The organism is Flavobacteriales bacterium (assembly GCA_016715895.1).
Taxonomy (GTDB): Bacteria; Bacteroidota; Bacteroidia; order Flavobacteriales_F; family PHOS-HE28; genus PHOS-HE28.
Genome location: JADJXH010000003.1, coordinates 979,231 through 991,362, shown reverse-complemented (window position 1 = coordinate 991,362; position 12,132 = coordinate 979,231). Strand labels below are relative to the sequence as shown.

9 protein-coding genes and 1 pseudogene are annotated in these 12,132 nt (G+C 66.3%); 1 reads left to right on the top strand and 9 read right to left on the bottom strand.

The window, feature by feature from the left end; all coding sequences use genetic code 11:
* The first annotated feature begins 89 nt into the window (after nt 1–89).
* On the top strand, nt 90–1,889 hold the full coding sequence (locus IPM49_04600) for an SLC13 family permease (GenBank protein MBK9273805.1): 1,800 nt from the start codon (nt 90–92) through the stop codon (nt 1,887–1,889).
* Between the two features lie 9 nt (nt 1,890–1,898).
* On the opposite strand, the gene IPM49_04595 is transcribed toward IPM49_04600, so the two are convergent.
* The 9 genes and pseudogenes from IPM49_04595 to IPM49_04555 form a co-directional block, all read right to left on the bottom strand.
* Nucleotides 1,899–3,209 (bottom strand): hypothetical protein, encoded by a 1,311-nt coding sequence (locus IPM49_04595; protein ID MBK9273804.1) that lies wholly within the window; start codon nt 3,207–3,209, stop codon nt 1,899–1,901.
* Between the two features lie 9 nt (nt 3,210–3,218).
* A complete protein-coding gene (locus IPM49_04590; GenBank protein MBK9273803.1) occupies nt 3,219–4,139 on the bottom strand; it encodes a WD40 repeat domain-containing protein in 921 nt (306 codons plus the stop codon).
* Between the two features lie 5 nt (nt 4,140–4,144).
* Nucleotides 4,145–4,951, bottom strand: coding sequence for a hypothetical protein (locus IPM49_04585; GenBank protein MBK9273802.1), 807 nt, complete (start codon nt 4,949–4,951; stop codon nt 4,145–4,147).
* The gene (locus IPM49_04580) at nt 4,948–6,195 is read right to left on the bottom strand and encodes a hypothetical protein (protein MBK9273801.1); all 1,248 of its coding nucleotides are present in this window, start codon (nt 6,193–6,195) and stop codon (nt 4,948–4,950) included. Before IPM49_04580 ends, IPM49_04585 begins: the two co-directional genes overlap by 4 nt.
* An 84-nt stretch (nt 6,196–6,279) precedes the next feature.
* A complete protein-coding gene (locus IPM49_04575; GenBank protein MBK9273800.1) occupies nt 6,280–7,749 on the bottom strand; it encodes a TonB-dependent receptor in 1,470 nt (489 codons plus the stop codon).
* Nucleotides 7,750–7,832: 83 nt separating this feature from the next.
* Complete coding sequence (locus tag IPM49_04570) at nt 7,833–8,150, bottom strand: rhodanese-like domain-containing protein (protein MBK9273799.1); 318 nt, start codon at nt 8,148–8,150, stop codon at nt 7,833–7,835.
* Between the two features lie 70 nt (nt 8,151–8,220).
* Complete coding sequence (locus IPM49_04565) at nt 8,221–9,042, bottom strand: phosphosulfolactate synthase (protein ID MBK9273798.1); 822 nt, start codon at nt 9,040–9,042, stop codon at nt 8,221–8,223.
* Nucleotides 9,039–10,451: a tetratricopeptide repeat protein gene (locus tag IPM49_04560; GenBank protein ID MBK9273797.1), complete on the bottom strand. Its 1,413-nt coding sequence runs from the start codon at nt 10,449–10,451 to the stop codon at nt 9,039–9,041. Before IPM49_04560 ends, IPM49_04565 begins: the two co-directional genes overlap by 4 nt.
* Nucleotides 10,452–10,876: 425 nt before the next feature.
* Nucleotides 10,877–12,099 (bottom strand): annotated as a pseudogene (locus tag IPM49_04555) (IS256 family transposase).
* Nucleotides 12,100–12,132: the final 33 nt, after the last annotated feature.

The window sequence follows — 12,132 nt, the reverse complement described above, 5'->3', positions numbered from 1 at the left end:
CCCGATGAGGGTGCGGAACCCGGTATCCATGCTGTGGGCTCCACGGCCACCCAGCCTCGGGTTGACTTACTTCGCACGCTCCACCGCCGATGTCGCCCTCCGAATGGATCGTCCTCGCCACCGTGATCGGTGCGCTCGTGCTGTTCATCTCCGAAAAGCTCAGCATCGATCTGGTGGCCCTGCTCGTCGCGCTGGTCCTGACGCTCACGGGGATCATCACCCCGCAGGAGGCTGTAGCCGGCTTCAGCGATGCGGCCACCCTGACCGTGGCCTTCATGTTCGTGCTCAGCGCCGCCCTGCTGCGCACCGGGGCCCTCAGCACCATCGGACCGCGGCTGGGCCCGCTGTTCAGGGAAGGAGAGGCCCGTGGTCTGGCTGTGTTCATGCTGGCCATCGGGGCCATCTCCGCCTTCATCAACAACACGCCCATCGTCGCGGTCTTCATCCCCATCGCCGTGCAGATGGCGCGTTCGGCCCGGATCCATCCCGGCAAGCTGCTGATCCCCCTCAGTTTCGGCACCATCATGGGCGGTACATGCACCCTGATCGGCACCAGCACCAACATCGTGGTGAGCGGCCTGGCGCAGAAGCTCGGGGTACCGGCCATCAGCATGTTCCAGATGGCGCCCATGGGCATCGTCTTCCTGCTCGCTGGTGTGGCCTACATGGTGCTCGTGGGCCGTCATCTTCTGCCCGGGGATCGGCCGGTGGGGGATGACCTGGGCGATCAGTTCGGCATGGGGGGCTACCTCACGGAGATCGAACTGCTGTCCGGCGGGAGCAGCGTGGGCAAGCGGATCATGGACAGCCCCTTGGTGCGCGACATGGAAATGGACATCATCGCCATCCAGCGTGGCGACCAACGGTTCAACCTGCCCAGTGGTGACATGGTGCTTGAAGCCGGCGACCTGCTCAAGGTGCGGTGCGATGTGGCCAGGATCCGGGCCATGAAGGACCGCGCCCAGGTGAGCGTGCGCCCCAGCGTGCGCCTGGCCGATGATGACCTGCGGGCCCGGGGGACCACGTTGGTGGAGCTCGTCATCACTGCCAGCAGCCCCCTGGAGGGCAAGACCCTGCGTGAGGCCGACCTCATCCGTGCTTATCGCGCCGTGCCCCTCGCCGTGCGCCATCGGGAAGAGGTCGTGCACGACCGCTTGCATGACGTGGTGCTGCGCAGCGGCGACGTGGTGCTGGCCGAGGTCCGCAGCCACTATGTCGGCACCCTGCAGCGCCTTCAGCGGGGTCCGGATGCCCCCTTCGCCATCCTGGCCCGGCAGGACGGCATCGCGGCCTTCGACCGCGGGCGCTTTGCGCTGGTCACAGCGGCCGTGGCCGCCGTGGTGGTACTCTCCAGCCTGAACGTGCTGCCGGTGATGGTGGCCGCCCTGGCCGCAGTGGTGTTCGTCGTGCTCACCGGATGCCTGTCCATGAAGGACGTCTACGAGGCGATCGAGTGGAAGATCGTGTTCCTCATGGCCGGCTCCTTCAGCCTGGGCATCGGCATGCACGCCAGCGGCCTCGATGCCCGGCTCGCCGGCGGGGTGGTGGACCTGTTGCGCGACCTGGGGCCTGCGGCTGTGCTCAGCGGGTTGTACCTCTTCACCAGCCTGCTCACCGAACTGATGAGCAACACCGCCACCGCGGCGCTCATCACGCCGATCGCCATCCAGGTGGCCGGGCGTATGGATTCCAGCCCGACCCCCTTCCTCATGGCCGTCGCCTTTGCCGCAAGCGCCAGCTTCATGACGCCCATCGGCTACCAGACCAACGCGATGGTGTACAGCGCAGGCCGCTACCGGTACACGGATTTTCTGAAAGTGGGCGCCCCGCTGCACCTGCTCTTCTGGTTGCTGGCCACCTTCCTGATCCCGGTGTTCTACCCGCTCTAGCGCAAGGGTTCACGGCAACCGATCGAGCCGCAGGAACACCTCCCAGTACCGCGACCGGTCCATGTCCTCGTAGTGGATCTGGTAGTACCGTGCCTGGTAGGTCTGCACCTGGCACAGCGCCACAAGAAGCACCACGGTCGTCACCAGCACCGTGCGACGGGCGCCATGGGCCGCCTGCAACGCCAGCCCCAGCGGCAGGGCGAACAGGGGCAGGTACTCCACGAAGGGACGTGCACTGAAGCTGCCACCGTACCACCAGTTCCACCAACTTGACAACACATAGGTGAGCAGCGACATGAACGCCACCCATGCCGAAGCGGTGAAGCGTGACCGACGCCACAGCGGGACAAGGCCGACCAAGGCGAGAGCGCACAGGGGGGTGTACACCAGCAGGCCCTTGCGATAGCTGATCAGGATGTCCAGCATGTGCGGGTCGCTCCAGCGGAAGTGCTCGCCCGGATAGCTGTCCACCCACCAATGCCCAGTGCTGACCCGGTACACCAAGGGTTGAAGGCCGGCGATGAGCGCACCGATGCCGACGGCGCCCAACACCGCGCGCAACTGGTGAGGGAGGCCGCGGAGCCGTTGGACGAGCACGGCCCGGCCGCCGGCCACCACCGGCAGCGCCAGCACGGCGATCCCGTTCACCGGCCGCACCAGCACCAGCAGGCCGATGAGCGCGCCCATCACCGGAAGCCATCGCGCCCGGCCATCCTCGGCATAGCGGCGTCCGCTCAGAAGCAACAGCGCCACCAGGGCGGAACTGTAGACGTGGCTCATGCCCGGGGCCACGATGGTGTAGTAGAACAGGTGGGTGCCGAACAAGATCGCGGCGAGCGTGAACGCGCACCATCGGTCGTCCACGCCCCAGCTGGCCATGAGGCGGCCCACCGCCCACAGCCCGAGCAGGGCGTACGCGATGGCGGCGAGGCACACGGCCATCACATAGGGTTTGCCATGACCCGGAGCGGGACGGCCCGCGGCCTTCAGCAGGCCATGGACGGCCAGATAGAACGGCGCCTGCATCAGCGCCGTGCCGCACCAGTATTTGTTGATGGTGTCGCCCGTCGGTGCGGTGCGGTGGTCGTAGCGCAGCGCCGGCGTGCTGCCCAGGCTGTCGGCAAGGTCCAGGAAACCGAAATGCAGGTCGTGGTGCACCACCAGGGCGGGCAGGTAGGCGTGGTAGCCCTTGGCATCGGCCTGCAGCACTGTGCGCCAATGGTCGCGCCCCCAGTTGATGTTGTTGGTCACCGCCAGCAACACCGCGCAGAGCGCCCACAGCACCCGGTGCGTGGTGCGTGTACGCGGCGAAGCGGCCATGCGGGCAAGTTAACGGCCGCCGGTGCCGCCGTCCGTGATGGACCACTCGATCACCATCCGGTCGTCGCCGGCGGTGAACAGGTGGTCGCCCAGCCAGCAGATGTGGTTCACGCTGTGCGTATGGCCACCGGCGGGGCGGTCCAGGCGCATCAGGGGCTCCAGGTCGTCCGCCCGCCACACCTTGGCGGTCTTGTCGCGGCTCGCGGTGGCCAGCAGCTCCCTCCGCGGATCGAACGCCAGCGCGTAGATGCCCGCCCGGTGCGCTGGTTGGGCGAGCAGGGGCGTGCCTAGCTCCGCGTGCCAGGCCCGCAGGTGGCCATCCTTGCCTCCGGAGAGCAGCACCGGCTTGCCAGGGTGCCAGGCCACGCTCGTGGCGCCTCCGATGTGGCCTTCCAGCGTAAGCCGCTCGTTGAGGTCCACGGCATCGAGCACCCGCACCGTGCCATCCCCGCAGGCTACGGCCACCAGACCCCGCGCAGGGTCCATCGCGATGTCGCGCACCTTCTCCTCCGCCATGGGGATGTGCCGTTGAAGCGTGAGCTGAGGCCCGCGGGCATCGCGCCGCACCCCCCAAACGCTCAGGGAACCATCGCCACCCGCGCAGGCCACGCGCTGGTCGTCGAGCGCCACGATGCGGTAGATGCCCCGCCGATGCAGCACCATACGCTGCGCCTCACGCCGATCGCTCAGGTCCACCACGTGCAGGTCGCCGACCTCGGTGCCGATCAGCAGGATGTCCAGGTGGTCGAGCACCGCCAGTGCGAACACGGCCTGGCCGACCTGTGCCACCGCCTCGCCGGATGCGGCGTCCTTGCCCCACGCGGCCACCATGCCGTCACCGCTGCCGCTCAGCACGCGACCTTGCCGGACGGCCAGGGCATACACCGCACCTCGGTGTCCGGAATGGCGGTGTACCACGAAGGGGCGCATCGCGATCAGGCCTCCATATGGCCGAACAGCGCTTCCCGGTCGGCGAAGGTGATGTCGCGGTTCCGGTAGGTGGTGCCGGAGCCCTCGGGCTGCGCGAACGGTGTGAGCCGACCGTCCAGAAAGGCCTTCACCACGCCCGGCAGGTGGCGGATCACCTCCAGGGTGTTGAGGCTCCGCAAGTGGAAGGGTGTGGTGGGCCATGGGGTCGCCGTGGGGCGCTGGAACAGCACCTGACCCGTGTCCACCCCTTCATCCACCAGATGGATGGTGATGCCCACATGGGCGGGGTCGTTGTGGCGGCACTGCCAGAACTCGCTGCGTGTGCCGCGGTAATGTGGCAGCAGGCTGGTGTGGGCGTTGATGGCGGGGGCGATGGCCAGCACCGGGCGTTTCAGGATCCCCGTGCCGAAGACCACCAGCGCATCGGGCGACCCGGAGCGGATGCGCGCGACGGTTCCGGCGTCGTTCATGCGGTCCACCTCGACCACGGGCACGCCCGGAGGCCATCCCGGCAGCAGGTCGCAGGCGTTGATGCCACCTTCCAGCACGATGTCGGCATCCGCGAACAACCGGCGCTCCACCCGCAGCACGTGCTTGACGGCCCGGTCCTGCAGCAGCGTGCCGATGCGGTTCACCAGCGCATCGCCGAGCGCGGCACGCAGCAACCGGGTGATCAGCCGTTTGGACTTCTCGGGAGCGGGTTCACGCCCCACCACCACCATCCCCAAGTCGAGCCCGCCGGCGACCAGCGCCCGGGCGAGGGCCATCGACCCGCGCGATCGGTTGGTGAGCAGGACCACCCGGTGGCTCATGCGCCGTCGAAATGAAGGGTGAAGGCCGCGCGGCCGTGCACCTCCACGCGCGGATCCAACGGGCCATCGCTGCCCAGGACCTCCCACCCGGAGGCGAAGGGAAGATCGAACGTGAACGCGTGACCGGCCAGGTCCTGGCCGCCGAGCCGGTCGAACGCGATGCCGTCGGCCACAAAGCGGATGCTTCGGCGTGCGGGGTCCACGTCGATATGGTCGCGGATCACCAGATGGTCCAGCAGGCGGGCGGTCCCGCTGAGCATCAATCGGCCCTCGCGGTGAAGCGTGGCCACGTGCTCCAGCGCGCGCCGCGTCGGGGGGGGTACATGCACGGGATCGTCCATGCGCCCGGCGGGCCGCTTGCCCAGGTGGGTGTACGCGATGCACACACCGCCCCGGCGCACCAGCTCGTCCATCCGCGCGGGGGCCAGCAGCTCGCCGAGCCCGTCGATGTCGGCCAGCGGCCATTCCCCATGCCGCTGAAAGATGTAGAAGCTGCGCCCGTCGGGGAAGCGATGCCGTCTGTAGGCCCGGTTCGCATCGCGGGCGGAAGGCACCGTGCCCGGTCGCAGTCCCGCGCGGATCCGCCGGCGCGCGTAGAGCGCAAGGCCCGCCCGCCGGTCGCCCGTGCTTTCGAGGGTCCACGACAGGTCGCCCATCGGGATGTCCTGCCCCAGCACCGGGGTCACCGTACCGTCCCACAAGTAGCGCACGCCTGCCTCATGCACCAGGTCCAGGGTATACAACGGATTGGGGTACACATGCCCCGAAGCGTCCCGGAACTCGGGGATGGCCCCGGTGCGGTGCAGGTGCAGCATGTTGCCCGTGAACTGGCTGTGGTCCACCCACACGCGTGGCCTGAACCCGATGCGTCGCAGCCAGGTCAGCGCCTCTTCGGCATCGCTGCGGTCGAAGCCGCGCGTGCGGGCGAACATGTAGTCGCCCCAGGTGTGCAGGCTGTCGTGCGGATGGGCCGTCAGGATGTGCGGATGCCCGTGGAGGTCCACCTGATCGGGCAGCTGCGTGTTGAACGAGCGCAGGAATAGCGCATCGGCGAACGGCAGGTGGAGCTCCTCCCAGATGAGGCGGTGCAACTGGGCCCAGCCGTCGGGCGTGGTGTTGTCCGGGTCGTTGCTGATGCTGAGCCAGGCCTTCCAGGGGTGGGGCAGGCGGCGGACAGCGGGGTGCCGCGCCCGGGCCGCGTGGCCGGTTCCAGTGCGGTTCAGATGGGGTTGGCCTTCATGCATTGCAACGCGGCCAAGATAGCCCGCGCACCGCGCCTGCCCCGCCGGCTCGTCGAGCCCCAGCGCAAGCCCGTCGGATCGGGGACCTCACGCCTTCGCCTCCACCTTCGGCACGCCGGAGACCTCGCCTTTCGGACGGTACCCGAACAGCCGGTTGTCCTTGATCATGTTGTCCACGTAAGGGGGCACGAGCTCCTCCCAGTTGTCGCGCCCCTCGCGGATCATGGCCAGCACCTTCTGGCTGAAGATGTGCAGCACGGTGGGGTCGAAGCTCTCGATGTCCACGATCCGCTTGTTGTACAGCAGGTAGTCGTACAGGGGCTTCAACCGCGGGTGCACCGGCATGTTCTCGGTGGTCATCAGCGGCACGTCCGCCGTCGGTTTGCTGGGGTACACGTAGATCTTCAGGTCGCGGGTGAACAGGATGCCGAAGGCCTCCAGCATGCCGCCGTTCAGGTCGCGGTAGTACTTCTCGTCGAACACCTCGATGAGGTTGTTCACCCCCATGATCAGGCCCATGCGCGCCTTGGTGTACCGGCTGAAGTACTCCACCAGCTTGTAGTACTGCTGGTAATTGCTGATCAGCACCGTCTGCCCCAGGCTGCACAGGATGTCCGCACGGTCGATGAAGTCCTTCTCGTCCACGCTGCCGGTGTCCGCCTGCAGGTTGTTGAGCGTGATCTCGAAGAGCACCTGCAGATTGCTCCGGTCCACCCGGTTCTCCTTGATGAACATGTTATAACCGTTCATGATCATATCGATGTTCACCTTCGTCACCGGGCGGAAGCTTCCGCGGATGGTGAGGATGTTCTTCTTGTACAGGGCCTCGCTGGCCTGTAGGTTCTGCCCGTCCGGACCGAAGATCACCGCGTCCGTGTAGCCCCGCTTCACCAATTGCAGGCTCAACAGCCGGTTGTCCACCTGCGCGAAGTCCGGCCCGTTCATCTGGATCATGTCCACCTCGATCACGTGCCGGCTCACGTTGTCGTAGAGGCTGGTCATGATCTCCTGCGGATCAAGGTGCTGGAAGAGACAGCCGTACAGCAGGTTGGTGCCCATCACGCCCAGCGTTTCCTGCTGCAGGCTGATGTCGGGGTCGTGCAGGCGCACGTGGATGATGACATCACTGGTGGGCCTGTCCGGACCGGTCTGGAACCGGACCCCGATCCAGCCGTGCCCGCTGTGCGGCCGCTCCAGCGTGCTCGTGGCCACCGTGTTGGCGAACGTGAAGAACTTCTTGGTGGGGTGGTCCTTGCGCGACAGGCGCTCCACCATCAGGCCGTACTCATGCCGCAGCATGTTCCTCAGCCGGCTCTCACACACGAAGCGGTTGCCCGGCTCCTTGCCGTAGATGGCGTTGCTGAAGTCCTTGTCGTAGGCGCTCATCGCCTTGGCGATGGTCTGGCTGGCGCCGCCCGCCCGGAAGAAGTGGCGCACCGTCTCCTGGCCCGCACCGATCTCGGCGAAGGTGCCGTAGAGGTCGGCGTCCATGTTGATCTTCCGGGCCTTCTGGGCCGGGCTCAACGTGACGTGCGTGTGGGCAAGGGAACTGGGCATCGGGCCTTCGTTGAGGACAGGGGTAAAGGTACGGAAGCGGGCTGCGGCCGTCATCTGACGTTCGCCATGCGCAAGGGTGGCCTCTAGTCGCAGCGCATACCGGGATCCATCCGGGCCGCGTAGGCCTGGATGCCGCCCTCCAGTTGGATGAGGTTGCTGAAGCCGTGGCGCCGCTCCAGTGCGGTGATCACCGCCAGGGCCCGGTTGCCGCTGCGGCAGTGCACCACCACCGGTACATCGCGGCGGATCTCCTCCAACCTGTCCAGCAGTTCACCCATCGGGATCAGCGTGCCGCCCAGGGAGCAACGCTCGGCCTCGTACGGCTCGCGCACATCGATCAGCTGGAACACAACGCCATCGCGGCGCATCCGCTGAAGGTCCTCCGGGCCGATGGTGGTCATGGATGGAGCGGTCGGGTCGGGATGCATGCGGCGCGAAGATGCACCGGACGATGCGCACGGCGCCACACCGTCACGCCTTGCTCTTGCCTTCCTGTTCCGGCGGCTTCACCTGCCGCAGCTTCTCGGCCACCTCCTCGGGCAGGTACTGGAAGAAGGTGTCGCCCCGCAGGCCCAGCCGCAGGGTCTCCAAGGGGATCACCTCATCGGCCGGCACGTTGCCCAGGTTCACGTTGGCGCCGATCTGCTTGATGAACCAGACCTGCTGGCTCTTCTGCGGGGCCTCCCAGAGGATGTCCTTCCCGGGCACCTTGGCCAGGATCCGGTTCACCAGGGCGGTGTGCGCATGCCCGCTCGGCCGGTAGATGCCCACGTTGCCGCTCTCGCGCGCCTCCGCGATCACCTTCCAGCTGCCGGCCTCCAGCTCGGTGTTCATCATCCGCACCCACTTGGCCGGGCTGATCAGGATCCCGGTCTCCTTGCTGCCCACCTCGCTCAACACCGTGTGGTCCTGCGCCAGCAGGTTGATGTAGCGGCACTTCTCGTCGTGCGGCAGCGTGATGCTGCCGTCGCTCACCTCGGCGCAGTCCAGCTTCAACTCCTTGAGCAGCTTCCGGTAGGCGTCGAACTGCCCGCGGGCGATGAAGGCCTCGAACAGCGTGCCGCCGAGGTACACCCGGATGCCGGCGTCCGCGTAGCGCTTCACCTTGTCCTTCAGGCGCGGCATCACATAGCTGGTGCCGAAGCCCAGCTTCACCAGGTCCACCAGGTCGCCCGAGGTCTCGATCAGGTCGTCCACCTGCCGCAGGCTCAGGCCCTTGTCCATCACCATGGTGAGGCCCTCCTCGCGCGGTCTGGCCGTGCGCGCGGGGATGTGCGACAGGCTGAAGTTCATCGCTTGTAGAGCTCGATGAGGTGCATCACCTGCGGCATGGCGGCCGCTTCGGGGTGGTGCTCCAGCAACTGGGCGTGACCGGCATGGTCGGCCATCAGCGCCTCCTCCAGCTCGAGCAGGGCCTGCTGCTGGCGTCCGCAGCGCAGCAGGTAGCTCGCCATCCGGTACTTGTAGCGTGGGGTCAGCTTGTGCACCAGTTCGCCCTCCCGCAGCTTGGCCAGCGCGGCCTCCGGCCCCTTCAGGTGCATCATCAGGTCGGCATGGTCCAGCCAACCCTCCAGGTTCTCGGGTTCCATGGTGTTCAGGCGCTCGTAGGCCTGGATGCTCGCCTCCCAGCGTTCGGCGCGGGCCAGCGCGTTGGCCAGGTAGAACCAGCCGTCGCCGGTGTCCGGGGAGATCCGCACCGCCTGCTCCAGGTCCTTGATGGCCTCCACCAGCCGACCCTGGTAGTCCTTCACCACGCCGCGCCCGATCCACGCGTCCACCCAGTTGGGGTCCAGCGCCAGCGCCTGGTCATAATGGATCAGCGCCTGCTCGTAGCGCTCCATCTTCTCGAAGCACTCGCCGATGTAGCTGAAGGTGACGGCCTGCGGACCGTCGATGTTCAGGGTCTCCTGGTAGCAGGCGATGGCCTCCTCGTAGGAACCCTGCTGCAACAGGTTGCGCGCCTTGCTGAAATAGGCCGAACTGAACTCCTCCTCGATCGCCAGGCAGAGGTCCAGGGCGTTGTTGCTCTCCTCCAACCGGCCCAGCTTGGCCAGCGCGTTGCCCAGGTTGTACCAGGCCACGAAGCTGTACGGGTGTTCGTTGGTGAAGTGGCGGAAGAAGACCACGCTGGCCTCGTGCGCCTCGGCCAGGTCGTAGCAGTAGGCCAGCTCGTACAGCACGGCCTCGTTCTCGGGATTCACCTCCAGGGCCTTCTTGAGGCAGCCGATGGCCTCGTCGAACTGCTCGCAGTTCTCATGCTCGAAGGCCAGGTCCAGGTAGATGTCGTCCAGGCCCTCCTCGGCCAGCTCCAGCGCCTTCCGGTAGTGCTCGATGGCCTTGCGGTAGTTGCGCAACTGGCTGTGGATGCCGGCCTTGTGCAGGTGCACATCCTCGTTGTAGGGCTCCAGCTTGGCGATGCTGTCCAGCACCTCCAGGGCGCGGTTCAACCGGCCCATGCCCATCAGCACCTGCGCCTCGCAGAACAACAGGTCCACCGAGCCCGGATGCTGCTTGTGCGCGTAGTCCAGCACCTGCCGCGCCTTCTTGGGCTCGTTGTTGTCCAGGTAGTGCTCGATGATCAGCTCGAACTCCTCGACGTCGAAGAAGTAATGGTCGTTCCGGCTCAGCATCGCCTCGAAGCGTTGCACGTGGTCCGTGCGGTCGTCCTCGCGGTCGGGCAGGGGGGAAGGGCCTTCGTTCATGCGCGGCAAAGTTCCCTCAAAAATAGGGAACCCCATGGCGGGCCGGGGTCGCCGGAAATGTGTTATGCACAACCCACCGGGGGATCGACCCGGGCCTGGAGAAGGACCAAGGATGAAGGATCAAGAGGAAGGACCAAGCAGAAAGGACCAAGGAGGAAGGATCAAGAGGGAAGGACCAAGAGGGAAGATGGACGCTCGCGGCGGCCAGCTGGAAGCTTGTGGCCTGCGGCTGGAGGCAGGAGGCCTGCGGCTGGAAGCCTGTGGCTGGTGGCTGGCGGCCTGCGGCTTGTGGCTGGAAGCTGGAGGCTGGAGGCAGGGGGTCTGTTAGATAAAGTGTGTCATCATCGTTATTGCTGATGATGTTGATGTTGTTGGGTTTTGAACGAGGGGGTCCGGGGGAGACTCAGAACCTGTTGATCGGTGTTGATCGCCTGTGGATCGAAGCGTGGGCCGAAGAGCAGGCGTAGCTCGGCGGCTATCTCCCTCCAAGCGAAGATGGGCTTGGCGGCCATTTTCTCCACGATGCGCTGCTGGGCCAGATAGAGCAGCTTGAGCAGGGCCATGTCGTTGTCGAAGACGCGCTTGGTCTTGGTGTACTTGCGCAGCTGAGCGTGGAAGCCCTCGATGGGATTGGTGGTGTAGATGAGCCGCCGGATGCGCTCGCTGTAGCGGTACTGGCTGGCCAGCAGCGGCCAGTTGGTGTGCCAGGAGCTCACCGCCTGCGGGTAGCGTTCCCCCATTTGTCGCTGAAGACCTCCAGGGCATGCAGCGCTTGCTGCTCACCAGGGGCCCGGTAGATGGCCCGCATGTCCTTGACCACCTCCTTGTAGTGCTTGTAGCTGATGTACTTCAGGGTATTGCGCACCTGGTGCACGATGCAGAGCTGGATATCGCTCTGTGGGTACACCAAGGAGATCGCGTCGGAGAAGCCGCTCAGGTTGTCGATGCATGCGATCAGCATGTCCTCCACGCCGCGTTGGCGCAGGTCGCCCAGCACGCCCAGCCAGAACTTGGCCCCTTCGCTCTGCCCCACGTACAGGCCCAGCAGGTCCTTGTGGCCATCGGGGCCAACGCCCAAGGCGGTGTATACGGCCTTGTTCACCACGCGCCCTTCCTGCTTCACCTTGAAGTGGATGGCATCGAGCCACACGATCGCGTAGCGCGCCTCCAAGGGCCGCTGCCGCCAGGTCTGTACATCGGCGATCACCTGGTCGGTCACCGCGCTGATCGTGGCCTCGCTCACCTCGATGCCGTACAGGTCCCGCACATGGTCGCTTATGTCGCGCTGGCTCATCCCAAGCCCGTAGAGCTTGATGATCTTCATGTCCAGCTCGGCGTTCAGCACGCGCTCGCGCTTGGGCAGCAGCACCGGGTCGAAGGTTCCCTCACGGTCGCGCGGCGTGGCGATCTCCACCTCTCCGTGGGCGGTCTTCACCCGCTTGCGCCCATGTCCGTTGCGCCGGTTACCTCCAGGCGGCTCCTCGGCCAGGTGAGCGCTCAGCTCGCCCCGTAGCGAGGCCTCCATCAGTCGCTTCACCAGCGGGGTCAGCACCCCATCGCTGCCGCTCAAGGGCTTGCCCAGTAGCAATTGCTTCATGGCCTCCTTCTCGAAGGCTTCGTAATCGAACTTGTCCGTCTTGTCCTCCATGGGTCAGGTGTTGAAGTTCGCAATCCGGCCTGA